This is a genomic window from Stenotrophomonas sp. RIT309 (assembly GCF_000632045.1).
GTDB lineage: Bacteria > Pseudomonadota > Gammaproteobacteria > Xanthomonadales > Xanthomonadaceae > Stenotrophomonas > Stenotrophomonas indicatrix.
In genome coordinates this window covers 235,909-259,736 of the sequence record NZ_JFYS01000001.1, presented here as the reverse complement: position 1 = coordinate 259,736, position 23,828 = coordinate 235,909, and the positions used below count along the sequence as shown (strand labels likewise).

At 65.6% G+C, this 23,828-nt stretch carries 21 protein-coding genes; 7 read left to right on the top strand and 14 right to left on the bottom strand.

Annotation, left to right across the window (positions count from 1 at the left end):
• The first annotated feature begins 49 nt into the window (after nucleotides 1-49).
• Nucleotides 50-1,108 carry a LacI family DNA-binding transcriptional regulator gene (locus BW38_RS19220; protein ID WP_032974760.1) on the top strand — a complete coding sequence of 353 codons (1,059 nt, stop codon included), beginning with the start codon at nucleotides 50-52 and terminating at the stop codon, nucleotides 1,106-1,108.
• Between the two features lie 20 nt (nucleotides 1,109-1,128).
• Here BW38_RS19220 and BW38_RS19225 read toward each other — a convergent pair whose 3' ends face one another.
• The 9 genes from BW38_RS19225 to BW38_RS22150 all read right to left on the bottom strand — a co-directional run bounded on the left by BW38_RS19225 (nucleotide 1,129) and on the right by BW38_RS22150 (nucleotide 14,995).
• Entirely contained in the window at nucleotides 1,129-3,684 is a 2,556-nt protein-coding gene (locus BW38_RS19225) for an exo 1,3/1,4-beta-D-glucan glucohydrolase (RefSeq protein WP_051584873.1), read from the bottom strand.
• Nucleotides 3,685-3,689: 5 nt separating this feature from the next.
• Nucleotides 3,690-5,099 (bottom strand): sugar porter family MFS transporter, encoded by a 1,410-nt coding sequence (locus tag BW38_RS19230; RefSeq protein ID WP_032974758.1) that lies wholly within the window; start codon nucleotides 5,097-5,099, stop codon nucleotides 3,690-3,692.
• Between the two features lie 47 nt (nucleotides 5,100-5,146).
• Nucleotides 5,147-6,481, bottom strand: a complete 1,335-nt coding sequence (gene xylA / locus BW38_RS19235) for a xylose isomerase (protein WP_032974756.1) — start codon at nucleotides 6,479-6,481, stop codon at nucleotides 5,147-5,149.
• A gap of 43 nt (nucleotides 6,482-6,524) precedes the next feature.
• Nucleotides 6,525-8,018, bottom strand: a complete 1,494-nt coding sequence (xylB, locus tag BW38_RS19240) for a xylulokinase (RefSeq protein ID WP_032974755.1) — start codon at nucleotides 8,016-8,018, stop codon at nucleotides 6,525-6,527.
• Between the two features lie 64 nt (nucleotides 8,019-8,082).
• Nucleotides 8,083-9,612, bottom strand: a complete 1,530-nt coding sequence (locus BW38_RS19245) for a tryptophan halogenase family protein (RefSeq protein ID WP_032974754.1) — start codon at nucleotides 9,610-9,612, stop codon at nucleotides 8,083-8,085.
• 13 nt (nucleotides 9,613-9,625) lie between these two features.
• Entirely contained in the window at nucleotides 9,626-10,645 is a 1,020-nt protein-coding gene (locus BW38_RS19250; RefSeq protein ID WP_032974753.1) for a cupin-like domain-containing protein, read from the bottom strand.
• Between the two features lie 3 nt (nucleotides 10,646-10,648).
• The gene (locus BW38_RS19255) at nucleotides 10,649-11,407 is read right to left on the bottom strand and encodes a SapC family protein (RefSeq protein ID WP_032974879.1); all 759 of its coding nucleotides are present in this window, start codon (nucleotides 11,405-11,407) and stop codon (nucleotides 10,649-10,651) included.
• Nucleotides 11,408-11,472: 65 nt separating this feature from the next.
• Nucleotides 11,473-14,604 (bottom strand): TonB-dependent receptor, encoded by a 3,132-nt coding sequence (locus BW38_RS19260; RefSeq protein ID WP_032974752.1) that lies wholly within the window; start codon nucleotides 14,602-14,604, stop codon nucleotides 11,473-11,475.
• A 268-nt stretch (nucleotides 14,605-14,872) separates the two neighbouring features.
• A complete protein-coding gene (locus BW38_RS22150) occupies nucleotides 14,873-14,995 on the bottom strand; it encodes a hypothetical protein (protein ID WP_268844462.1) in 123 nt (40 codons plus the stop codon).
• Between the two features lie 15 nt (nucleotides 14,996-15,010).
• Between BW38_RS22150 and BW38_RS19265 the strand changes: the two genes are divergently transcribed.
• Nucleotides 15,011-16,048 carry a LacI family DNA-binding transcriptional regulator gene (locus BW38_RS19265; protein WP_235189876.1) on the top strand — a complete coding sequence of 346 codons (1,038 nt, stop codon included), beginning with the start codon at nucleotides 15,011-15,013 and terminating at the stop codon, nucleotides 16,046-16,048.
• 24 nt (nucleotides 16,049-16,072) lie between these two features.
• Here BW38_RS19265 and arsN2 read toward each other — a convergent pair whose 3' ends face one another.
• The 3 genes from arsN2 to BW38_RS19275 form a co-directional block, all read right to left on the bottom strand.
• The gene (gene arsN2 / locus BW38_RS19270; protein ID WP_161763223.1) at nucleotides 16,073-16,477 is read right to left on the bottom strand and encodes an arsenic resistance N-acetyltransferase ArsN2; all 405 of its coding nucleotides are present in this window, start codon (nucleotides 16,475-16,477) and stop codon (nucleotides 16,073-16,075) included.
• Between the two features lie 73 nt (nucleotides 16,478-16,550).
• Nucleotides 16,551-16,934 (bottom strand): Rap1a/Tai family immunity protein, encoded by a 384-nt coding sequence (locus BW38_RS0120390; RefSeq protein ID WP_051584872.1) that lies wholly within the window; start codon nucleotides 16,932-16,934, stop codon nucleotides 16,551-16,553.
• A gap of 81 nt (nucleotides 16,935-17,015) precedes the next feature.
• On the bottom strand, nucleotides 17,016-17,666 hold the full coding sequence (locus BW38_RS19275; protein ID WP_032974750.1) for a hypothetical protein: 651 nt from the start codon (nucleotides 17,664-17,666) through the stop codon (nucleotides 17,016-17,018).
• Between the two features lie 142 nt (nucleotides 17,667-17,808).
• Here BW38_RS19275 and BW38_RS19280 point away from each other — a divergent pair, with 142 nt between their 5' ends.
• Nucleotides 17,809-18,087, top strand: coding sequence for a hypothetical protein (locus tag BW38_RS19280; protein ID WP_032974874.1), 279 nt, complete (start codon nucleotides 17,809-17,811; stop codon nucleotides 18,085-18,087).
• Between the two features lie 79 nt (nucleotides 18,088-18,166).
• On the opposite strand, the gene BW38_RS19285 is transcribed toward BW38_RS19280, so the two are convergent.
• Together BW38_RS19285 and BW38_RS19290 are read right to left on the bottom strand one after the other, a co-directional pair.
• On the bottom strand, nucleotides 18,167-18,514 hold the full coding sequence (locus BW38_RS19285) for an RcnB family protein (RefSeq protein WP_025877128.1): 348 nt from the start codon (nucleotides 18,512-18,514) through the stop codon (nucleotides 18,167-18,169).
• Nucleotides 18,515-19,024: 510 nt separating this feature from the next.
• Nucleotides 19,025-19,570: an NADPH-dependent FMN reductase gene (locus tag BW38_RS19290; RefSeq protein WP_032974749.1), complete on the bottom strand. Its 546-nt coding sequence runs from the start codon at nucleotides 19,568-19,570 to the stop codon at nucleotides 19,025-19,027.
• Between the two features lie 123 nt (nucleotides 19,571-19,693).
• Here BW38_RS19290 and BW38_RS19295 point away from each other — a divergent pair, with 123 nt between their 5' ends.
• The 4 genes from BW38_RS19295 to BW38_RS19310 all read left to right on the top strand — a co-directional run bounded on the left by BW38_RS19295 (nucleotide 19,694) and on the right by BW38_RS19310 (nucleotide 23,822).
• Entirely contained in the window at nucleotides 19,694-20,389 is a 696-nt protein-coding gene (locus BW38_RS19295) for a response regulator transcription factor (protein ID WP_032974748.1), read from the top strand.
• 9 nt (nucleotides 20,390-20,398) lie between these two features.
• A complete protein-coding gene (locus tag BW38_RS19300) occupies nucleotides 20,399-21,655 on the top strand; it encodes a HAMP domain-containing sensor histidine kinase (protein ID WP_032974747.1) in 1,257 nt (418 codons plus the stop codon).
• A 60-nt stretch (nucleotides 21,656-21,715) separates the two neighbouring features.
• On the top strand, nucleotides 21,716-22,108 hold the full coding sequence (locus tag BW38_RS19305; protein ID WP_051584851.1) for a diacylglycerol kinase: 393 nt from the start codon (nucleotides 21,716-21,718) through the stop codon (nucleotides 22,106-22,108).
• 112 nt (nucleotides 22,109-22,220) lie between these two features.
• Nucleotides 22,221-23,822 carry a phosphoethanolamine--lipid A transferase gene (locus BW38_RS19310; RefSeq protein ID WP_051584849.1) on the top strand — a complete coding sequence of 534 codons (1,602 nt, stop codon included), beginning with the start codon at nucleotides 22,221-22,223 and terminating at the stop codon, nucleotides 23,820-23,822.
• Nucleotides 23,823-23,828: the final 6 nt, after the last annotated feature.

Sequence of the window (23,828 nt, the reverse complement as noted above, 5' to 3'; positions counted from 1 at the left end):
GAACGTGCGCGGGCTTCGGCAGCGTCACAGAGAAGAACGGGAGCGCGTATTGGACAAGCCGAAGAAATCGGTCCGCCGCAAAACCAGTGGCGTGACGATCGACGAGGTGGCGGCCCTGGCCGGAGTGTCGCCGATGACGGTGTCGCGGGCGATCAACCAGGGCAAGGTGCGCGACGTCACCCGCGAGCGCGTGATGCGCGCAGTGCGTGAACTGGGCTATACGCCCAACCTCGCCGCCAGTTCGCTGGCCGCCGCGCAGCACACGCGTATTGCACTGATCTACACCGACCCCAGCGGTGCCTACCTGCGCGAACTGCTGGTCGGCCTGCTGCGCGTAGCGTCCAACGCTGCCATCCAGCTGGTCATCGACTACTGGGACGAGCCGGGCCCCGCGGCCCAGCGCAAGGCCGCGCGTGCTCTGGCCGGGCGGGTGGACGGCGTCATCCTGCCGCCGCCGCTGTGCGAATCGAAGCCCGTGGTGACCGAGCTGGTCAAGGCCGGCATCCCGGTGGTGGCTATCGCGCCGGGTCACCTCGGCAATGACATTTCCTGCGTGCGCATCGATGACTTCCACGCCGGCAGGGAATTGGCTGAACACCTGATCCAGCAGGGCCACCGCCGCATCGGCTTCATCTGCGGGCGCACCGACCTCAGTGCCAGCGCGCGGCGCTATGACGGCTTTGTCAGCGCGCTGCACGACGCCGGGCTGGAGGTCGACCCCGCCCTGGTCGAACAGGGCGACTACACCTACCGCTCCGGGCTGGCCGCTGCCGAGAAACTGCTGTGCCAGCCGAGGCCGCCCACCGCAATCCTGGCCAGCAACGACGATATGGGCGCGGCAGCGATCTCCGTCGCGCACCGGCGTGGCCTGGAGGTGCCCCGCGACCTGTCGGTGGTCGGCTTCGATGACAGCTCCGCCGCCACGACGGTCTGGCCCGAGCTCACCACCATCCATCAGCCCATCGCCTCGATGGCCGATGCCGCCATCGAGATCCTGCTGCGCACCATCCGCCGCCGCAGCGAGGGCGTGCGCGTGTTGACCGACCACGTGGTGCCGCACCGGCTGGTGGTGCGCGATTCGGTCACGCGCCCACCCGGTTCCCGATAGCGCAGGACGAAGCGTCACGGTCACGCGCCTGCGCACCCGACGCTGGTCTCCGCCTCGTTCAGGGCGCCCAGCGCGACACGTGACACCGACAGTGTCATCGCCCCCGCCGTTCCGATCGACCACGGGCGATCCAGCTTGCCGACGTCCGCGCCTGCGGCTGCAAGGCACTTCAGCGGCACGCCCACGCGCGTCCATTGGCCCACCGGCAGTTTTGCCAGCGTCGACGTGAGCGCAATGCGGGCCGAGCAGCCCGTGCCGCAGCCCACCGCCAACCAGGCCTCGCCACGGGGTGCAGACTCCACCCGCAACGTGGTCAGCAGCATCAGGTCGCCGTTGCTTTCGCGCTGCAGGTCCAGTGCCGTGTGTGACTGCAGCGCGGCAACTGCCTCAGCCTTGCCCGACCAGGCCAGGCGGCGGCCGTCTTCCTGTGCCAGGTGGTCCACGCCGGTGACTTTGAGCAGATCGCCCTCCAGGGCGTCCGGCACCTTGGTGACCGTGACGCCCTGCCCCGTGCTGTTCTGCAGGCGCAGGGCCATGCCTGAACCGGCTTCGCCGCGCGCGAAGAAGACGCCGGTGGCACCTTCATTGCCAGTTACCCCGGAGACTTCCGGCAGCGCCGCCAGATCGCCGTTGTCGGCGTAGGACAGGCCGAAGCCGAAGGCGAACTGCGGGTTGTAATCCTTCTGCCCCACATTGTTGGCGTACTGCGTCGCCGTGCGCGGCCAGCTGAAGCTCAACCTGCCCTTGAAATCGTGCTGCACGCTGCCATCAGGCCTGCGCAGCAGCACGTCGGCAACGCCAGCACCTTCCGAGCCGGGCAGCCACGCCGCCACGAACGCATCAGCGGCGTTGATCTCGCGGTTGACCCACAGCGGGCGTCCGCTCAGGAACACGGCCACCACCGGAATGCCGTCGGCCTTCAGCCGCTTGATCAGGTCAAGGTCGGCATCGTCCCCCGGCTTGTAGGCCAGCGTCGGCAGATCGCCCTGGAACTCGGCATACGGGCTCTCGCCGAATACCACCACGGCCACATCCGGCTTCGTTACATATTTCCCATCGACCGCCAGCACTGCCTCGCCACCCGCGGCCGACGCCTGCTGGGCGATGCCCTCGTAGATCGTGTCCGCATTGGGGAAGTCCTTGCGGGTCGTGCCGGTGCCCTGCCAGTTCAGCGTCCAGCCGCCGGCCTGCTTGCCCACGTCGTTGGCGCCGTCACCGGCCACCAGGATCCGTTGCTTGGGCGACAGTGGCAACACGCCCCCCTGGTTCTTCAGCAGTACCAGCGATTCGCGCACCGCCTGCCGTGCCAGCGCACGATGTTCCGGTGCGCCTATGAGGGCGAACTGGCCGCCGACCGCACGTGTGGACGGCTTGCCGGCCTCGAACAGACCCAGCCGCATCTTGACGCGCAGGATCCGGCGCACCGCCTCGTCCAACCGTTGCTGGCTGATGGTGCCGTTCTTCACGGCGGCCAGCGTGGTTTCGTAGAAGCCCTTCCAGCTGTCCGAGGCCATGGCCATGTCCAGGCCCGCATTGATGGTGGCCGGGCAATCGGTGGTCGTGCAGCCCTTGACCTGCCCGTGGCCGTTCCAGTCGCCCACCACGAACCCAACGAAGTGCATGCGGCCCTTCAACGCATCGGTCAGGTACTGCCTGTGACCATGCATTTTTTCGCCGTTGACGCTGTTGAAGGAGGCCATGACGGTCTGTGCGCCTGCAGCGATCGCCGGCGGATACCCGGCCGCGTGGATGCGCACCAGGTCCGCTTCGCTGATCCGGGTATCCCCCTGGTCCTTGCCATCGGTAGTGCCACCGTCGCCGAGGAAGTGCTTCACCGATGCGATCACATGACGACCATCGAGGAACGCGGGCGTACCCACTTTGCCCTGCAGCCCCTCGACCATTGCACCGGCATAGCTGGCCACCACCTCGGGCGATTCGGAATAGCCCTCATAGGTGCGCCCCCAGCGGTCGTCCTGCGGTACCGCCACGGTTGGTGCGAACGCCCACTCCATCCCGGTCGCACGGGTCTCCAGCGCGGTCACCTCGCCGATCCGGCGCAGCATATCCGGGTTGCGGGCCGCGCCCAGGCCGATGTTGTGCGGGAACAGCGTCGCGCCGATGATGTTGCTCTGCCCGTGCACGGCATCAATGCCGAACAGCACCGGGATGGCTTTGCCGCCGTTGGAGGTGTCCATCGACGCCGCGTAGAACGCATCGGCCAGCGCCAGCCATTCGGCCGGCGCGGCATCGTAACGGCCACCGGGATCGGAATTGCCACCGGCCAGGACCGAGCCCAACCGATAGCGGCGCACGTCGTCGGGCGTGATGCTGGCGATATCTCCCTGCACCAGCTGGCCGACCTTTTCCTCCACCGTCATGGTGGCCATCAGGTCGGTGATGCGCTTTTCCAGCGCGGGGTCCTCGGCCAGTGGCCAGGCGACCTGCGGCCACGGGTCCGGCGTCGCGGCTGCAGTTGCAGCTGCTTTCTCATCCTTGCCGCAGGCCGCCAGTGCCAGCAGCAGCGTGGTCAGCAGCACGCCAGCGTGGGCGCGGCTAACGTGTCGATGGGTCATCGCGTTCATCCTTCCATCTGCTCCAGTTCCTTGCCCTTGGTTTCGTGCACGTACCTGAGCACGAAGAACACCGAAATGACCGCCGCCACCAGATAGATGCTGTACGTGGCTGCCAGCCCGGTGGCGGCCAGCAGAATCGGGAAGGTCACGGTGACGGCGAAATTGGCGGTCCACTGCGCCGCACCGGCCACCGCCAGGCCCGAACCGCGGATCTGGTTGGGGAACATCTCGCCCAGCATCACCCACATCACCGGGCCCCACGAGATGTTGAAGAACACGACATAGGCATTGGCCGCCACCAGCGCCAGCGTGCCCATGCCCGCAGGCAGCTGCAGGTGCGTATCGACCAGCGAGCCACTGGCGAATGCGGCCACCAGCAGTGCCAGTGACACCGCCATGCCGGCCGAGCCCACCCACAGCAATGGCTTGCGCCCGATGCGATCGATCAGCAGCACGGTGACGATGCAGGCGCCGATGCTGAGCGCACCGGACAACACATTGATCAGCAGCGCGTCGTTCTCGGAGAAGCCGACGGCCTGCCAGAGCACGGCACCGTAGTAGAACACCACGTTGATGCCGACCAGCTGCTGGAAGGTGGCCAGGCCGATGCCGACCCAGACAATCGGGCGGATCCTGCCGGTGGCCTTGTTACGCAGGTCCGACAGCCGCGGCCGATGGTGGTCGCTCGACAGCGAAGCGTCGATCTCGGCAAGCTTCGCCTGCGCCTCGACACCGCCGTACAGCCGCGCAAGCACCTGCAACGCCTCGTCGTTGCGGCGCTTCACCATCAGGTAGCGCGGGCTTTCCGGAATGGTCAGCAGCAGCGCCAGGAACAGCAGCGAGGGCACGGCCTGCATCCAGAACATCCAGCGCCACGCTGCGTGCCCGCCCCACAGTGCCTCGGTGGACGCACCGGCGGTGGCCGCCAGCAGATAGTTGGACAGGAACGCGACGGTCAGCCCGCTGATGATGGCGATCTGCTGGACCGTGGCGAGCCGGCCACGGTAGCGCGCCGGCGCGACTTCGGCGATGTAGGCCGGGGAGATGACACTGGCGGCCCCCACCGCAAAGCCCCCCAACACCCGCGCGACGATGAACATCGCCGAGGAGGATGCGGCGCCGGCGCCGATCGCCGACAGCAGGAACAACACTGCCGAGACGATCAGCACGTTGCGGCGGCCGAGACGGTCGGCCAGCCGGCCGGCGCTGAAGGCACCCACGGCGCAGCCCAGCAACATCGAGGCGATCTCGAACCCCTGCATCCACTCGCCGGATCTGAACGCCTGGTGCAGGCCGTCCTGGGTGCCGTTGATCACGCCGCTGTCGAACCCGAACAGGAATCCGCCAATCGTCGCCACCACGCTGATCAATACGATCAGCCGGGTGTTCTCTCCACCGCTCATTGCCTGCTGCATTGCTGTGCCCCTCCCCGGTTCGGTGTCATCGATGCGAGCCGCTGTGCTCAACGCAGCAGGTACTGGTTGATCAGGTTCTCGTAGCGCTCCTGCTTGCCGCTGATCTGCCTGGGCTCGCCGCCCTTGGCACCCAGCGCAGCCAGCTCTGCGAGACTCAGCGCGCCGCCCGCGAAGTCCTTGCCGGCACCACTGTCGAAGCTGGCGTAACGCTCCTTGCGCCACTGCTCCAGCGGCGAGTCGTTCAGCAGCGCATGGGCCACTTCCAGCCCGCGGGCGAAGGCATCCATGCCGCCGACGTGGGCAATGAACAGATCTTCCAGGTCGGTCGATTCACGGCGCACCTTGGCGTCGAAGTTCAAGCCGCCTTCCAGACCGCCCTGGCGCAGCACCACCAGCATCGCGCCCACGGTGTCGTACAGGTCGGTGGGGAACTGGTCGGTATCCCAGCCGTTCTGGGCGTTGCCGCGGTTGGCGTCGATGCTGCCGAGCAGGCCGTGGTCCGAGGCGACCTGCAGATCGTGTTCGAAGGTGTGGCCGGACAGCGTCGCGTGGTTGGCCTCGATGTTGAGCTTGAAATCCTTGTCCAGGCCATGTTCCTTCAGGAACCCCACCACGGTGGCGCTGTCGAAGTCGTACTGGTGCTTCATCGGTTCCATCGGCTTGGGCTCGATCAGGAAGTTGCCCTTCAGGCCGATGCTGCGGCCATGGTCGCGCGCCATGGTCAGGAACCGCGCGAGGTGGTCGACTTCGCGCTTCATCTGGGTATTGGCCAGCGCGGCATAGCCTTCGCGGCCACCCCAGAACACGTAATGCTCGCCGCCCAGTTCAACGGTGGCCTCCAGCGCCGCCTTTACCTGCACGGCGGCACGCGCCACCACAGCGAAATCCGGGTTGGTGGACGCACCGTTCATGTAGCGCGGGTGCGAGAACAGGTTGGCCGTGCCCCACATCAGCTTCATGCCGGTTGCATCCTGGCGCGCCTTGGCCAGGCCCACCATGTGCTTCAGGTTCTTTTCGTACTGCCCGACATCCTCGGCGTCCGGCGCCAGGTCGATATCGTGGAAACACCAGTACGGCACGCCCAGCTTGGTGAAGAACTCGAATGCCGCGTCCACCTTCGCCTCGGCGGTCGCCATCGGCGAGCCGGCCTCCCAGGGGAAATGACGGGTACCCGGACCGAACGGATCGTGCCCGGCATTGCAGAAGGTGTGCCAGTAACAGACTGCAAAGCGCAGATGTTCCTGCATGGTCCTGCCGCCGATGACCTTGTCCGCGTCGTAGACCTTGAACGCGAGCGGGTTGTCCGAGCCCGGGCCTTCGAAGGGAATGCGGCCGATGCCGGGGAAGTATTCCTTGGCGCCGATGAAAGGTTGCGTGCTCATGGTGCGTCTTCCTGTCGTTGTGCGAGGTGTCGCGGAAAGGAGATCAGCCGCGGTACAGCGGCGTGATCGCGTCGAGATGTCGGAGGAAACGGGCGTAGGCCGTGGCGTAGGCTTCGGCGCGCGCCGTGTCCGGGCGTGCCGAACGCAGCGGGTCAAGCGCAACGTGTCGGTCGGCGACGTCGGCGATGGAGGCGGCATCGCCGCGGCCGTGGCCCAATGCCCACAGGGCCTGCAATGCCGCACCGAATGCCGCGCCTTCGGACTGGGCCGGCACGTCCACCGGCAGGCCGAACACATCGGCCACCAGTTGCCGCCACTGCGCGCTGTTGCTGCCGCCGCCGGTCAGCACGATGCGTTCGAACTGCATGCCCGCGCCGACGAATGCGTCGTAGCCATACTTCAGGGCGTAGGTGGCCCCTTCCATGGCCGCGCGGTAGATGTGCGCCGGCGTCATGTTGGTCGTGTCCAGGCCCGCCAGCACCCCCTTGCCCTGCGGCAGGTCCGGCGTGCGTTCGCCGTTGAGGAACGGCAGCATCACCAGGCCGTCGGCACCGGGCGGCGTGGCCTGCAGGTGCCGGTCGCCCTCGCGGCTGCTGAAGCCGAAGGCGTCAGCGACCTGTCCGGTCACTACGGTGCAGTTCATCGTGCAGATCAGCGGCAGCCAGCCGCCGGTCGACGAGCAGAACGCGGCCCATGCCCCGCCCGGGTCGACCACGGGCGTGTCCGAGAAGGCAAACAGGGTGCCGGACGTACCCAGGCTCATCACCAGACGACCGGGTACGACGCAGCCGGTACCCACGGCCGCCATCATGTTGTCGCCACCGCCGACGGCCACCTTCACCGATGCGGGAAGGCCCAACGCCTCCGCCGCGGCGGGGGTGATGCCGAACATCTCTTCGGGCGCGGCGATGCGCGGCAGGCAGTCGGCGAGATCGCGCTGCGGATCGGTCGCGTGCAGCAGCTCGGCCGACCAGGTTCGGGTGCGCACATCCAGCCAGCCGGTGCCCGACGCATCGCCGTATTCGCAGAAGCGCTCGCCGGTCAACACGAAATTGAGGTAATCGTGCGGCAGCAGGATGGTGGCAAGCCGCGCGTAGGCGTCGGGCCGGTGCGTTTTCGTCCACGGCAGCTTGGAGGCGGTGTAACCGGCGAGCACCGGGTTGCCGGCCAACGCGATGGTGCGCGCCGTGCCGCCTGCGGCGTCCATGATCTGCACGCATTCGGCCGAGGTGCTGGTGTCGCACCACAGCTTGGCCGGTGCCAGCACCTCCCCGGCCGCATCGACCGGCACGAACCCATGCTGCTGTCCTGAGACTGCCAGCGCGGCAATCCGGGAGCGCATCGCCGGATCGATCGCAGCAAAGCAGGCGTGCAGTGCCGTCACCCAATCGGCCGGCCGCTGTTCCCGGCTGCCGTCTGCAGCGCTGGTCAGCTGCAATGGCGCGCTGGCACTGGCCACAAGACTGCGCCCTTCAGGGTCGTAGACGACCACCTTCAGGCTTTGCGTACCAGCGTCGATTCCCGCAACCAATTCCATTCACTGCACCCCGTAGTGGCTTGAAGGTAGCGCTACCAATTCGATGCAACAGCGCGCACTGCGGCTACGCCACGGCCCTGCCCCTTTGCCATGCGTCCGGCGCCGCCCTGCAGTAGCGCTCGATGAACTCTGCCTGCGTCGGCATCTTCGCCACCGTTTCCTGCACTGGCTGCCGGATGCGATGCAACAGGGTGCGCAGGTCCGCATCGCCGATGGCCCGCGCAAGAGGGTGCGGCGGTCCGGGCTGGATGCCCTGGCCCATCAGGACGCTGGTCCAGGAGTCGACCCGGAACAGCTCGCCAGGGTCCTGCCAGGCATGGGCCCGCTCGCGCCACGCGCGCAGGCGGAGCTGCAGCGATTCAGGCAGCGCCATCTCGCGGCAGGCCTTCCACATCGGCTCGTCGCGCTGGTTGGCGTGGTAATGCAGGATGATGAAATCGCGCACGTGCTCCATCTCCTGGCGGCTCACGTCGTTGTACAGCGCCACCAGCGAAGGGGTGATGCCGTCGGATGGGAACAGCTGGATCAGGCGCACCACGGCGCTGATGGTCAGGTGGATGCTGGTCGATTCCAGCGGCTCGATGAAGCCACTGGCCAGCCCGAGCGCCACCACGTTCCTGTTCCAGGCCTGCAACCGGCGCCCGCTGCGGAACGGCACCAGCCACGGGTCGCGCAGGGGCTGTCCGTCGACATCACGCAGCAGCTTGGCCTGCGCCTCGTCATCGGACATGTGGCGGCTGGAGAAGACCAGCCCGCAGCCGACCCGGTGCTGCAGCGCGATGTGCCAGCGCCACCCGGCCTCGTGCGCGATGGCACGGGTGTAGGGCACCGGCGGCGCGGCCGAGTCGGTCTGCACGGCAACGGCGCGATCACTGGGCAACCATTCGTTCCAGTCTTCATAGCCGGTATGCAGGGTCTGCTCGGTCAACAGGCCGCGGAAGCCGGTGCAGTCGATGAACAGATCGCCTTCGATGACCTGCCCGTCGTCCAGCACCAGCGACGCAACCGAGCCGTCATGGGGATGCTGGCGGACTTCGCGGATCTTGCCTTCCACCCGCCGCAGGCCGTTTGCTTCGGCCTTGCCGCGCAGGAACCTGGCATAGAGCCCGGCGTCGAAATGGTAGGCGTAGTTGACCTGGGGTTGGGTCTGCAGCGAGAACCTGTCGGCCAGGGAAGCGGCGCTTTCCAGGCAGAAGTCGCCCAGCTCGGAGGGCATGCCGCGGCGCAGGCTGTCCAGCCAGAAGTGATGGAACGGCGTGGCCCAGGTGCCCTGCCCGATCGTGCCGAAAGGATGGATGAAGCGTTCACCGGGGCGACGCCAGTTCTCGAACGAGATCGACAGCTTGAACGTGCCGGCGACCGCACGCAGGAACTCCTGCTCATCGATCTGCAGGAAACGGTGGAACGTGCGGATGGGCGGCACGGTGGATTCGCCCACACCCACGGTACCGATCTGCTCGGACTCCACCAGGGTGATGTCCAGCTGTTGGCGGAACTGGTGCGCCAGTGCGCAGCCGGCCAGCCAGCCGGCGGTGCCGCCACCGGCGATCACCACTCTCCGGATCGGCCCTTGTGTAGTGTCCGCAGCGTTCAATGCGATGCTCCCATCAGCGGTTGAGTCGACCCAGCAGCTGGGCGCGCATGCGCCGCGCCTGCGTCTCGTCGAACGGTGCCAGCTCACCCCGGGCCGCTTCGGGCAGGTGTTGCCCTGCCTGCTCGCCGGGACCAAACACGTAGTACTGGAAGATCTTTGCCCACGCCTGCTTCTCGCGCGCCGGTAGATCGCGCAGGGCCCACATCGCATGCTGCAGCGCCGGCAGGGGTGAGCCGAGATAGCCAGGCGCACTGCGCCACCAGTAGTTCACCAGCACGTTGAACGGTTCAAGGCTGCGCACGTGGTGCCACCACAGGCCTGGGATGAAGATGGCATCACCGGGCTCAAGCGTGGCGGTCTGCGCGCTTGCCAGGGCATCACGGAAGCGCGGATGGCGGTCGAAATCCGGCTGGTCGAAATCCACCACGCTGACCACCTGCCCACCCGGGGTGGGCTCCATCGGCCCCGGGTAGAGGTTGTCGATCTGCTCCGGCGGAAACAGGGTGAAGCGGCGCCGGCCCACCGCGCAGCACGCCAGGTTGTCCGGAATGTCGTAATGGCAGGAAGCCGTCACCCGGTTGCCGACCCAGATGCTGGCCGAAGCATCGATGCCCTGCCCCGCCAGTCCGGCGTCGTTGTGCTGGGCGAACCCAGGCAGCGCACGCGCGATCAGCAGCGAAGCGACGTAATAGGTGGGCGGGCTCGGCGAATCGAGGTGGTCGGCGATTGCGTCCAGCACCTCTGTCAGCAGGCCACGCCGGACCTCGAAGTTCAAGCGGGTGAAGTCCGCGTTGTAGAACGGACGCCCTTCGATCTCGGGGCCGCCGAAGGAATAGGGAACAGGCACGCCTGCTTCGAACCCGCGCAGGTAGGCCATGGCCTCCTGCAGGGAACGCGACCCGGCCTGCACCAATGCCCAGTCGCGCGCGATGCCGCGCAGCACCACTGGCTCGCCGGCTGCCACCAGCGCCTGCAGCGGCAGCGCCGTGGAATCCAGGCCTTCCAGTGTGCGCATGGCGACGCCGTCCAGCACCGGTCAGTTCCTGCCGCCCGCGACGGCGGTATCCGCTGCGCGCAGGCGTCGCTGCTTCTCGGCGATCAGGCGGCGCATGTTGTGCAGCGATGCCAGCATCAGATAGGCGCCCTCCAGGTAGCCGGCGCGGTTGAGTTCGGCCAGCGCCGCACCCTCCAGCAGCGCGAGGCGGTCACGGTCGACCGCATGCAGGCCGTTGACGCCGACCCGATGCTCCGCGTCGATCCGCACGTCCAGCGTGATCGGTTGGATCAACCCTTTCGCGTCGAGCGTGGCGAACATGTCCGCGGCAAAGGCATGGCCGTCGTGGATGCCGCGCAGCACCCCGGCGATATGGTCCAGATAGGGCGAGTTACCGCCCTGTGGCAGGAACACCGGCTCGCCGTGCATTGCGGTCACGCGCGGATGATCCAGATCCACGTGCAACACCGCTTCCCGGGTAAGCACACCATCGATGTGCCCTTCCTGGAAACCGATCAGGAATGGCCCTTTCGCTGCGGCGCCGGGCAGGTAGGAGGCGTTCCAGCGACCGTCCTGCAGGAACAGGTTCTCGTGCTGTTCGAACCCCAGCAGGGCCACCGCCTGCCAGCCGCCCGTGGCGGGGTCCTTGCGCAGGAAGATGGGATATTCCCGCTGCAGTTCGGCGAACTCGCTCGGATAGGCCGGCACCATGCCCACCGCGTCGCCGAACTCGGCGCCGAAGCCGGTGGCCACACGCAGGTCCCGATGGGCAATGTTGTTGAGCATTTCGTAACGCGACATGGTGTTGTCCAATCCGTCAGCAGCCTGGAACGGGTGCCGCTGCCGTGGCAGCGGCACCCCACGGTTCAGAACCTGTAACGCACGCCCAGCATGTAACGTGGGCTCTGGTCGGCCAGCTTCACGATCATCTGCGAGGTACGCGAACGCCAGCGCACATCCTCACCGGTCAGGTTGATCGCCTCCAGGCCAAACGACCAGTGGTCATCCAGGGTGTAGTTCACGCTGAGATCCCACTGTTCGTACGCCTCCACATAGTACGGATTGCGGCTGGCTCCCTGGTTGGCCAGGATCAGGTACTGGTCACGCCAGTTCCACGCCAGTCGTACCGACCAACCGTACTTCTCGTACATCAGCATCGCATTGGCCGTGTCGCTCAGTCCCGTGAGCGAGAACTGGTCGATGCCCGGGTCGCCTGCGTTGTTGAAGCCCACATCGCCATTGACCAGGGTGTAGTTGGCCAGGATGCCGAAGCCGGTATCACCGAAGAAGTATTGCCCACCCAGTTCCCAGCCGTGGAGCTTGGCCTTGTTCTGGTTGATGGGACGATTGACGTTGAACTGGTACAGCGGATCGCCGGCCGTACCGTACAGGTCGTAGGCTGCTTCAGTGGCCAGCACCTGGGCGTCGGTACCGTTGTAGGCGCCCAACCCGGCGGGATTGTTGCGCAGCAGGGCCAGGGCGGTGAACAGCGAGGTGTCATTGGCCGAGCACGCCGCTGCATTGGCAGCGCCGACCTGTGTGACGCAGGCACCGCTGGTGAGGAACGCCAGCGCCGCCTGCGCATCCGGACCGGCGGTAGGATCGCGCAGGCCGTACAGATTCTCCTGGACAATGGTGTTGCCGACGAAATTGTCGACCGATTTGTTCCAGTAGGTCAGCGAGACGTAGCTCGCATCGGCGAAGTACCACTCCAGCGCCAGATCCAGGTTGTCCGATTCCAGCGGTTTCAGCTGCGGGTTCTGTGCGGTACCGCTGGCCCGCGAGGACGGGTCGATGAGGACCGAGCCGAACGGTTGCTGTGCGGTCGGGCCGGCATACAGGTTGCCGATCGGCGCGCGTGCGATGCTCTTGCCGAATGAGACACGCCCCTTCAGGTCCTCACGAAGATCGATGCTGAAATCCAGATTGGGCAGGATGTAGCTGTAGCTGTTCTTCTCGGTGAACGGCTGTTGTTCGTCGGACAGCACCACGCGGAAGTCATTGTTGGATTGCCACTCGATGGCTTCCGGGATGGCGATGTTCGAGGTGGAGACAACGTCGGTGGTTTCATAGCGCACACCCAGGCGGGTATTGGTACGCATGCCGCCCAGCTCGCCATCCAGCTCCACCTGGAAGTAGGCCGACTTCGTCTTCTCTTCCACCAGGTTATCGGCGGCGCGCTGCGGGCTCACGCCGAGATTGGCGCCATAGTTGTCCGCCGCCCACTGCGCAAGGCGACCGGCATCGCCGCGCCAGGCCGTGAAGCTGTTGGCATTGAAGTCGTTGAACAGCCCGACGATGTTGACCGGCTGCAGCAGGTCCATCAGCCCGTTGGCGACATCCCCGTCAACGTTGGCCACGCCCCAATCGCCCAGGGTGTTGTAATTCTCCGCTGCCTGGATGCGGTGGGTGGTCTGCTTGCTCGAGTCCACGCCAAACTGGAAGCGCCCCTTGTCGAAGCTCCACTCACCGTCGACACGCCCCTGCTTGATCTCGCTGATCTGTGTCTGCGAGTTGATGCGCAGCACCTGCGAACCGATCTCGCCCGGCGCGAAACCCGGATTGACCACGCCGTTGGTGTTGGCGATGGCATCGGCCGTGCTCGGGTACCAGACCTGGGTGCCCACCGGCAGGCCGTTGTTGAAGGCCATTTCCTGCACCCATGACCCACCGCAATGCGGTCCGGCGGTGCAGTTGTTGGTGCCGGCGATGCTGCTGAAGATGGAGCCGCCACCAGTGAGCGGATCGTTCGGGCGGCTTTCGTTCTTCGAGTTGTGCGCATCGAAGCTGAGCTTGAAGCGGTCGGTCACATTCCAGACCGCGTTCAGGCCGAGCGAACCCAGCTTGTACTTCTGCATGCTGCGCTGCTGCTCAAGGCCGAAGTCCTTGGTGCCGGCGATTTCACGGATGTAGATCGGCGTGGCAACCGCACCGCTGGTATCGAATTCGATGTCGGTGTAGTTGCTGTTCTGCAGCCACATGCCCTGCTCGCCACGATTTTCAGTGATCTCGTTGGTCGAATAGGTGTAATCCAGGGTCAAGGTCACCGCATCGGTCGGCGCGAACTGCAGCACGGCCTGGCCGTTGATGCGCTCACGCTCGAATTCGGAGAAGGCATAGCGCAGGTCGTTCGGCCGCGCATACAGCGCACCGATCGCCGGCGCATTGACCACCCTCGGGTTGCCCGGCATCGTGCCGGTCCACGGCTGCACGTTCCAGTAGTTGTCGGTGGCCTGCACCGAACCGCCCTTGCGTTTCTGGTAGCTGGCGCTCACGCCCACGCCGAAGGTCTTGTCGGGATTGGCGTAACTGAAGATGCCGGACAGTTCCGGCGTCAGGTCGTCGCCGAACGGCTGGCTGCGGTCGGAGACGGCCTTCGCCCCGGCACTGGCGACGATGCCCTCGTGGTCGAACGGCCGAGAGGTCAGGATGTTGATGGTGGCACCGATGCCACCGCTGGGGACATTGGCCTGGCTGGTCTTGTAGACCTCGATGCCATTGATGGCTTCAGCGGCCAGCTGGGCGAAGTTGAAGGCACGGGTGCCACCGTCGACACCACCGATGGCGACCTGCCCCGACGCACCGAACGCATCGGCGCCGGGCATCTGCCGCCCGTTGAGCGTCACCATGTTGAACTGAGGGCCGAAACCACGTGCCGTTACCTGTGCGCCCTCACCGTCACGGCGCTCGATCGAGATGCCGGTGATGCGCTGCAGGGATTCGGCCAGGTTGGTATCGGGGAACTTGCCGATGTCCTCCGCACTGATCGCATCCACCACGCCGGCCGAATCACGCTTGATGTCCATGGCCTGGCTGAGGCTGTTGCGGATGCCGGTGACCTGCACGGTGTCCAGCTGCGTCGGGCTGGGCGGGTTCTGCTGCCCGGCGACGGGTGCCGGTGTTGACGCCTCTTGTGCGAATGCGGGATTGATGACCAGGACGCCACCGACAAAGGTGAACATGGCCCTGGAAGTGAACTTCGCCAGCGTCCGGCTCATCGACGAGCCCTCCGGCCTGGGGTACGACGGAAAGTAGCAGCGCTCATGACTCTCCCCTCTGACATACGATCGAATGGATGTACCGCCCCTCCTGGGGGCACGTACGGGCGACGCCCGTCTTCCACACCGAACATCGCAGTGCGCTTTGCACCCACTGCGACTCAAACTCGCTTTCAGACTTGCCGGAACAGCCGCGCGGTAAAGGGGGGGGCATCCGCTGGCCTTACACCGGCTCAGTGGTAGCGCTACCATCGCGTCACGGCGCAGACTACTCATCCGCAATCGCGCTTGTCATCATGCAGCGCAGCAAAGGAATCCAGCCTTGAAAAACGGCCATAAAGCGGTCCGTCGAAAAGCAAGTGCCGTCACCATCGATGACGTCGCTGCCCATGCCGGTGTTTCCGCCATGACGGTGTCACGTGTCATCAACGGCCATGCCGGGGTACGCGAAGGCAACCGCGAGCGCGTCCTGCGCAGCGTACTGGCGCTGGGCTACCGGCCCAACCCTGCTGCCTCCGCCCTGGCTGCGGCGCAGCACACCTGCATCGCCCTGATCTACACCAACCCCAGCTCCAGCTACCTGCGCGAACTGCTGGTCGGCGCGCTGCGCGGTTCCACCCGGTCGGCGGCGCAGCTGGTCATCGCTGCCTGGGATGAGCTGGGCACCCCAGCGCGTCGTGAGACGGCACGGCAACTCGCCACCACCGTGGCAGGCGTGATTCTTCCGCCGCCGCTGTGTGAATCGAAGGACATCGTCGAGGTATTCGTCAACGCGGGCATTCCCGTCGTCTCCATCGCCTCCAGCCGCTTCAGCGACAGGATCTCCTGCGTGCGCATCGACGACCGCCAGGCCAGCCATGACATGGTGTCGCACCTCATCGCCCACGGGCATACCCGCATCGGCTATATCAAGGGCGACCCGAACCAGACCGCCAGCGCGCACCGCTGGCAGGGCTACCGGGATGCACTGGCCAATGCCGGCATCGGCTACGACGACGCGCTCGTGCAACCCGGCTGCTTCACCTACCGTTCCGGACTGGAGGCAGCCGAGCGGCTGCTGGCCCAGGTCCCGCCACCCAGTGCGATCTTCGCCAGCAACGATGACATGGCATCGGCGGTTGTTTCAGTGGCCCACCGCCGCGGCCTGCAGGTGCCGGGGGATCTTTCGGTGGTGGGCTTCGACGATACCTCCGCCGCGACCATGGTGTGGCCGGAACTGACCACCATCCATCAGCCGGTCGCAGAGATGGCGGACAACGCGATAGACATCCTGCTGCGGGAAATGCGCCGCCCCTCCTCTTCAAGGCGCGCCACCGTCAACCACGTGCTTGCGCACCAGTTGATCACGCGCGCCTCGGTATCGACACCGCCGCTGTCCTCTGCACGCCGGGCATCCCGGATCGCAACGCGGCAGGCGCCGGACATCGATGGACAAGGGGGCTGAAGCACCCGCCGGGTCCCGGCCGGCCTACAGCCGACGCATCATCAGCTGGGCCGAGCCTGGGCACAGTTCGCTGAACTGCGTCGACGTAGCGATGAATCCCGGTGCTGCATCACGCGCGACACGCTCATAGCCAAGCAGCTCGAAGAAGGGCGCTGCTTTGGTCGTGAGAAGGAACACGGTCCTGCCACCCGCCGCCTTGGCATGCTGCTCCAGTTCCACCACCAGTTGCCGCCCCAGGCCCCTGCCCTGCGACATCGGCTGGATCGCCAAAGAGCGCAGGAGCACGACGTCGCGGCTCGATTCATAGCCCACGCAACCGAGCAGCTCTTCATTCAAAAACGCTGCCAGAAAGGTGATCGGCCTGCCTGCACGCAGATCCTCCGTAGGCAGGCCGCTGGTCTCCAGCAGGGCCAGCACGTCGGCAGACAACGCTGTCTCCATCACTCGCATGCGGCAGCTCTCGCTTTGTTCCGGCCAGGCGACCTGCAGCGGCGACAGGGGCTCATCGCCCACTCCGCGCGGCGTGGGCGCGGTCGCTGGTAGACGCCGCCTGCTGGCAGGGAAGCGCAGTCTCCAGCGCTACAATGACCAGAGATGCGGCATCCTGATGCAGTCGTTCGGCGGGTAGCTGCCGGATGTGCGAAGACACACGGTCGACCAGTTCATGGGGGAGAATATGTCCCTGGCCACACCACTGCCCTCGGCCTGTATCCGCAACGCCCTGGATGTAGGCGCCCGCGCGGGCGCTCGCCAGGTTCCGGCACTGATCGCCGCTGCAGAATCCGTCTTCACCCCTGCCCTGCAGGAGCTTGGCCAACTCTGCTCCGCTCACGAACCAGGTGCGCGTGACCGGCGCTGTCTGCGCCAGCGCAGATCCGGCCAGCATGCAGAAGCAGAGCACAAGGGCGCCGGGCAAGCAGCGTGCTCTCCTGCTGACTGGATCCCTGCGGGTGCCTGTGCTTGTCATCTAGTTCTCCTGGGCCGCATGGCCGCGCTCCTGGATACGGTCGAACTGATTGCGTGGAGTGAACTGCGGGTCGTCCGCTCCGTCCAGCATGAGCGCGACCATTGCATCGAAGGTCGCAGCGGTCTCGCCGGCCTGCGCCGGCGTCATGAAGCCCGAATCGCCCTTGCCGGCGAGGTGGACCGCGGCAACCGTCTCCCGCTCACCGTCCTCGGCCCATAGGTAGTCGTGCACCAGTGCCACGCCGTGCTCGCCAGGCTCAAGGAAATCGGCGGCGCCCCGCGCCATCGCCAGAAACACGACCAGATCATAGAGGTTCTCGGAATACGTCAGTGACCCTGCAACGAAGTACGCCCCGGCCCGATCGTAGGCCGCAACCTTGATGTTCTCCTCCTGCGCCGATTCCAGGAGGGCGGCCAACGCGGCGCGATTGTCCGCATGCCGGGCCAGCATTGCAGTGCAATCGGAGAGGAATTCACCCAGCTCCACATCACTGGACGCAGCCAGATCGACGCCGCCGGGCAGGCGCCACCGGCCGGCGATGGATCGCCAGTCATCCCACCTCGATGCTGCAGGCACCGGGGCCGCCAACCAGCGTGCAAGACGCTCGCGCGGCAGCTGCAGCCTGAGCAGGGCCGAATAGGGTTCGGACATGGCTCGCGCCCATTCTCTGATCTTCGACAGCTTGGCTTGTACCAAACAACATCAGCCAAGCCAACTGCCGCCAGCGGGCACGTGCTGTTAACGCTCCCGCATTATGCTGACCGCCTCATTGGACTTCCGCGAGGTGCACCCATTGACCAAGCTGCGTACCCTGATGATCGCCGGCTGCCTGTCTGCCTTCAGCCCCTTGGCCCTGGCTGAAACCGTGAACCTGACCAACAGCGCCGACGGTGCCAACCGCGAGGCCGGCATTGCCGCGGTCAAGAAAAAGCTCCACGACGCGTGTACCGATCGCAAGGGCTCGCCCGACGCAGCGTCGTTCGAAGTGGTCTTTGAGAAGACCAGCGACAACCCGAACGTACCCAAGCCGTATTACGTGGACGGCAAGATGAAGTGCGAGTTGCCGGGGTGAGAGCGCGATGTCACCGGCGGTCGTGCCGCCATTACCCCCGCGGCGGCTGCGTGCCGCCCGGGGGCCCGTGCCGGAATCCCTAGCGACGCAAGGCGTCGATGATCACGCCGGTGGCGATCTCCACCAGCAGGTATTCCGTATCCGACTGCCGCACCCACCGCTGACCGCGGCCGGGATCGCGCAGACGGTAATGTGCGTAGTCGTCCACCCAGTAGCGGCGGTCAACCTCGGCCCAGGGCAAGCGATCGCCGCGGCGCCATGCCTTTTTCTGCCAGCCCGGCGGCGGTGCGTCGCGGTTGTGGGGGCCGCCTGCATGGGGCGGCGGTCCGTTGCCACGTGCATGGTGCGGCGGATCGGCCCAGGCAGGGGCAGCCACCAGGGTGACTGCCGCACCCAGGGCAATGCCAAGCAAACGTCCGGTTTTCATGGGGATACTCCCGTTCCAGCCGCGGTATGCAGCGTTGTGACCCGGAATATAGGGCAGCGCCTGTGAATGAATCCGTGCGCCCGACCGGACCCGATGGGCGCCCGCAAACCCGCGTTCAGCAATGCGGCGCCCTCACCCTCGAATCCGGGTGGGAGTCAGGCCCAATCGGCGGCGCAGCAATCGCCTGAGTGTCGCAGAATCGCCCAAGCCCACCTGCGCGGCCACCTCTTCCACCGAAAGCCTGCCGCTTTCCAGCGTCAGCCGCGCCCGGTTCAAGCGCACCGACTGGATGAGCTGCTGCAGCGGGCGCCATCATTGCCGGCGACATGTACAGCGTCTGCAGGCGCTGGGGGCCCAATGGCCAGCTGTGGACGCTGCCGCAGTTCGTGGACGCTGCAGGCTATTCCCATCTGCACCCCTGTGACCCGCTGACGCCGCAAGCGCATGGCCGGGCCTTGCGGACGCACGGTGCGTGTCCGGAAGGCCCTTGTCAGCAGGCCGCGCTATCGATCATGCGCGATCACCCTGCGGTCGGCCGCAGTAGCGGGCGAATTCCTGAAGAAAGGCCTCTGCCGGCGCGCGATTGTCCGGTTGTCTTACAGCACTGGCAATGGCCTCCGGCTCCATCTTCATGAAAGGAAAGCGCAGGAACAGTTCCTCGTTGAAGCGGGAACTGATGGTCGACAGCACAAGCCGGAGAGACGCGAGCATGTCGTCGCCGCGATGCGAGGCGTGCACCAAGGCGATGGGCTTTGCAACCACAAGGTCGCCCGATACCAGCCAATCCATGGCGTTCTTCAGGCCGCCGGGAATGCCTCTTGCGTACTCGGGGCTTGAAATCAGGATGCCATCGCTGGCTTCAATGCACTGCTTGAAGCGCACGACGCTGTCATGCAAGGGCAGATCTTCAAGGTCGGGAGAGAAAACGGGAAGTCCGCCGAGATCGGCGCAGGTCGTCAGCTCGATATCCGGCGGCGCGATTTCTTCCAGCGCCCTCAGCAATGCGGTGTTGGTGGACAGCCGGCGTGCACTACCGGATATGGCAAGGATCTTCATCCTGGCACGCTATCACAGCCGCCTGTCGCCGCGCCCGGCGATGGCCTGCAGCACCTCCCCGCACTTGGCAAACCACAGGTGATCGTCCAAAGTCCGGTGCTCATGCACGGATGCACGTAGCCCATGACACGACTGCTCATCATTGAAGACAACCCCGAGCTGGTTGCCAACCTTTACGCGTTCTTCGAGCCACTGGGCTACGTACTTGACGACGCACGGGATGGTGCCAGCGGCCTGCGCAGGGCAACGCAGAATGATTACGATGCCATCCTGCTGGACCTGATGCTGCCCCGTCTTGATGGCATGGCACTGTGCCAGACACTCCGCGAGAAGTTCCAGAACCCGGTTCCGATCCTGATGCTGACCGCCCGTGATCCGGTGGAAGACCGCGTGCAGGGGCTCGCGCTGGGTGCGGATGATTACCTGGTCAAGCCCTTTTCCCTGAAGGAGCTGGACGCGCGCATCAAGGCGCTGGTCCGCCGCGCCCAGGGCCGGCAGGTGCAGAGCGTCCTGGCCTGGGCGGACCTTCGGGTCGACACCCGTTCGCCACAGGCATGGCGCCAGGGCCAGGCCCTCAACCTGACACCGACCACGCACAAGCTGCTGATGTGCCTGATGCGGGCCGCGCCGGCGGTGGTGCGCAAGCAGGAGATGGAGTACCTGATATGGGGCGACGAGCCGCCGGAGAGCGGCGCACTGCGTACGCATATCCATGAGCTGCGCCTTCAGGTGGACAGGCCGTTCGACCCTGCACTCATTGCTACCGTGCACAGTGTCGGCTGGCGCCTGGGCACGCCGGCGCCAGCACATGCGGGATAGTCGCCACCCATGAATGCCCGCTCGCTGAAGTCCCTATATCGAAGCTTGACCCTGAGAACGCGCATCACCGTTGCGTTCGTGTTGCTGATGGCCGGTGCCATGGGCTTCATCGTACTGGTCGAACTGGTGGACTATGACGAAGTAAGGGCCTCCGTGGTTTCGATGAGCCAGGGCCGGGAGGTCCGCAGGCTGCAGGTGGCCTTGGCCCAAGGCGTGCAACCGGACCTGCCGGAAGGCAGCCAGCTGTTTGATCCGCATACGGTTCCGCAGGTGCTGCGCCGGTACGGGCTGGGTTACCACGGTGAAGCCGCACCGAACGAATGGCATCTTCGGGTCTTCGAAAGCAACGGACAGCGCTACTACCTGCTGCAGCACGGTGATCACTACGCCTACCTCGAGCACCTGATCAACGCCTTTGCTGCGCTGGTGATCCTGACCTGCGTGCTCTGTGCGTTCTGGATTGGTCGCCGGACGTCGGCCCACGTCATCGCGCCCATTACGCGCCTGGCTGATGCCGTGCAGAACAAGCACAAGCCCTTCCCCTTCCAGGACGCGCGCGACGAGATCGGCGTTCTGGCGCGCGCCTTTGCCCAACACAGCGACGAACTTGAGCAGTTCCTGCAGCGTGAACAGTGCTTTGCCGGCGACGCCAGCCATGAACTGCGCACACCACTGGCGATCATCGGTGGCGCCGCCGAAACGCTGCTGCACCAGCTGCCGGCCGACAGCCGGCTGCTGGCCAGTGCCGAGCGCATTGTGCGGACCACGCAGGAAATGCAGCGCCAGCTGACCTGCCTGCTGCTGCTTTCCCGCGACCCCAGGACAGTGCCACGCAGCAACCTGCTGCTGCGACCGGTGATCGAGGAATGCATGGCGCGATGCGTGCCGTGGCTGGCAGGAAAGCCGGTGCGGCTGACCCTTGATGCGGCGCAGGACGAGCAGCTGCTGACCAATGACGTGCTGGCACAGAGCGTGATCTGGAACCTGCTGCGCAATGCGTGCCAGTACACGGAGGAAGGCGAGGTACGGGTGGAACTGCGTGGCAGCACGCTGCGGGTTGCCGATACCGGCCCGGGGCTGCCGTCCAGCATCGACGCGCAGCAGTTCCAGCGCTTCGTGACCAGCGCCCGGCAGAGTGGCGAAGGTCTGGGCCTGTCCATCGTGCAGCGCGTGGTCGAGCATCTTGGCTGGCAGATGACGGTCGAGACCTCGGTGCGAGGCTGCTGCTTCACCCTGCAGATGCGCCCACCCACAGCCGATACCTGACAGCTTCCTGACATTGCTCCTTCCACCCTTGCCGGATCTCTTCATGAAGGCAGGTACGAAATGCAGCCAGGGCAACCCAAGAGCAACGGCAAGTACGCGCACGGCAAGACCGGGCTGCGCCGAATCCTGCATACCGTGATCCATTCCCGCGACGGCTTCGTCGCGACATTCAAGGGTGAGGCCGCGTTCCGGCAGCTGCTGTTGCTGCATGGCGCGCTGGCAACCGTCGCGCTCCTGCTGGACGTCAGCCGCAGCGAGCGCGCCCTGATGCTGATGGTCTGCTTCATTAGCCTGCTGGTGGAGCTGCTCAACTCGGCCATCGAAGCGGTGGTCGACCGCATCTCTCTGGAACACCATCCGCTTTCCAAGAACGCCAAGGACATGGGCAGTGCCGCACAGAGCACGGCCCTGCTGATGGTGGCTACGGTGTGGGCCGTGGTCCTGATGGGATGAGCAAGGAACCTGACAACTTCCTGATGAACGCGTCCAGATACTGCGCGCACTTCTGGCTCAGCGGATTCTGCACGTGCGTTCATGCTTCAGGTCTGTCCCGCAACATCCGATCATGCTTGTCTGGTGCGCGGCATTGTTCTTCACCACGCTGGGAAACATCGCTCTCTGGAAGACGCTCTGGTCTCTCATCGATATCCATGATCTGCGCAGCGCTTTGTTCTTCTGCAGCCTTCCGGTGCTGCTGCTGTGCCTGTTCAATCTGCTGTTCACGCCCATCGGCATGCTTCCCTATGTGCGCAAACCGGTGCTGGCGTTGCTGGTTGTCGTCAGCGCTGCGTGCACCTACTTCATGCTGCATTACAACGTACTGATCGACCGCGACATGGTGCAGAACGCGCTGGAGACCAACCAGGCTGAAATGACCTCCTACCTGTCGCTGCCGTTGCTGCTGACGGTGCTGCTGCTGGGCGCGCTGCCCACATGTGTTCTGCTGATCATGCGCAGTGGAAACAGCGGGCGTCCTTTGCGGGCGGCGCTGGTGTGGTTGGGGAACGTGCTGGCGACGCTGATGGTGCTGGCAGCGGTAAGCCTGGCGTTCTACAAGGAGTACTCGTCCCTGCTCCGCAACAACCGCTACATTCGCGAGCAGGTGCTGCCGATGAACGTCCTTCGTCACACCTATGGCTACCTCCGGAGCAGCTACAGCGCCAAGGCACAGCCGCTGCGCACGATCGGCGAAGACGCCACGCGCGCGCCCGGCGAGCGCCCGCGCCTGGTCATCCTGGTGGCCGGCGAGACGGCACGTGCAAAGAACTTCCAGCTCAACGGCTATCCGCGCCCAACCAACCCGCAACTGTCAAGCAAGGACGGCGTCATCAGCTTCCGGGACGTTGCATCCTGCGGCACATCAACGGCGGTGTCACTGCCGTGCATGTTCTCGCAGATGCCGCGGTCGCAGTACGAGGGCGTCGCTGCGGCATCGGAGGAGAACGTACTGGACGTCCTGCAGCGCACCGGCGCCAGCGTGCTCTGGCGCGACAACAACAACGGTGGCTGCAAGGGCGTGTGCAACCGCGTTCCCACCGACGACATGCCGCCGCTGAAGGTGCCTGGGTTGTGCGTGAACAAGGACGGCACCTGCCATGACGAGATCCTGCTGCACCAGCTGGACACGCGCATCGCGGCCATGCAGGGTGATGGTCTGATCGTGCTGCACCAGCTGGGCAGCCATGGCCCCACCTACTTTGAACGCTATCCCGCCGACTCCAGGGCATTCAGCCCTACCTGCGACAGCAACCAGATACAGAAGTGCAGCAACGAAGCGCTGACCAACACCTACGACAATACCCTGGTCTATACCGACCGGCTGCTGGGCAAGGCCATCGACCTGCTGCAGACCTATTCGGAGCAGCGTGACGTTGCACTGATCTATGTCTCCGATCACGGCGAGTCGCTTGGCGAGCGCGGCCTGTATCTGCACGGAACGCCCTACTTCATAGCGCCACGCGAGCAGACCCAGGTGCCGATGGTGATGTGGTTCTCCCCGGGCTTTGCAACCCATGCCCGCCTTGATCTGGCCTGCCTGCGCCATGCTGCGGGCACCGGATCCTACAGCCACGACAATCTCTTCCACTCCCTGCTGGGACTGTTCGCCATCAGCAGCGGTATCTACCAGCCGGGACTGGATGTGTTCGCGGGCTGCCGCATTCCCTAGCGTGCT

Bases quoted from the DNA above. Each gene is read 5' to 3' on its own strand.
- BW38_RS19310 (WP_051584849.1), top strand. From the start codon at position 22,221: ATGCTTGTCTGGTGCGCGGCATTGTTCTTCACCACGCTGGGAAACATC.
- xylA (WP_032974756.1), bottom strand. From the start codon at position 6,481: ATGAGCACGCAACCTTTCATCGGCGCCAAGGAATACTTCCCCGGCATC.
- BW38_RS19300 (WP_032974747.1), top strand. From the start codon at position 20,399: ATGAATGCCCGCTCGCTGAAGTCCCTATATCGAAGCTTGACCCTGAGA.
- BW38_RS0120390 (WP_051584872.1), bottom strand. From the start codon at position 16,934: ATGCTGGCCGGATCTGCGCTGGCGCAGACAGCGCCGGTCACGCGCACC.
- BW38_RS19260 (WP_032974752.1), bottom strand. From the start codon at position 14,604: ATGAGCCGGACGCTGGCGAAGTTCACTTCCAGGGCCATGTTCACCTTT.
- BW38_RS19225 (WP_051584873.1), bottom strand. From the start codon at position 3,684: ATGACCCATCGACACGTTAGCCGCGCCCACGCTGGCGTGCTGCTGACC.
- BW38_RS19295 (WP_032974748.1), top strand. From the start codon at position 19,694: ATGACACGACTGCTCATCATTGAAGACAACCCCGAGCTGGTTGCCAAC.
- BW38_RS19255 (WP_032974879.1), bottom strand. From the start codon at position 11,407: ATGTCGCGTTACGAAATGCTCAACAACATTGCCCATCGGGACCTGCGT.
- BW38_RS19265 (WP_235189876.1), top strand. From the start codon at position 15,011: ATGACGGTGTCACGTGTCATCAACGGCCATGCCGGGGTACGCGAAGGC.
- BW38_RS19230 (WP_032974758.1), bottom strand. From the start codon at position 5,099: ATGCAGCAGGCAATGAGCGGTGGAGAGAACACCCGGCTGATCGTATTG.
- BW38_RS19290 (WP_032974749.1), bottom strand. From the start codon at position 19,570: ATGAAGATCCTTGCCATATCCGGTAGTGCACGCCGGCTGTCCACCAAC.
- BW38_RS19285 (WP_025877128.1), bottom strand. From the start codon at position 18,514: ATGAAAACCGGACGTTTGCTTGGCATTGCCCTGGGTGCGGCAGTCACC.
- BW38_RS19305 (WP_051584851.1), top strand. From the start codon at position 21,716: ATGCAGCCAGGGCAACCCAAGAGCAACGGCAAGTACGCGCACGGCAAG.
- BW38_RS19275 (WP_032974750.1), bottom strand. From the start codon at position 17,666: ATGTCCGAACCCTATTCGGCCCTGCTCAGGCTGCAGCTGCCGCGCGAG.
- xylB (WP_032974755.1), bottom strand. From the start codon at position 8,018: ATGGAATTGGTTGCGGGAATCGACGCTGGTACGCAAAGCCTGAAGGTG.
- BW38_RS22150 (WP_268844462.1), bottom strand. From the start codon at position 14,995: ATGGGCAGCGACGTCATCGATGGTGACGGCACTTGCTTTTCGACGGAC.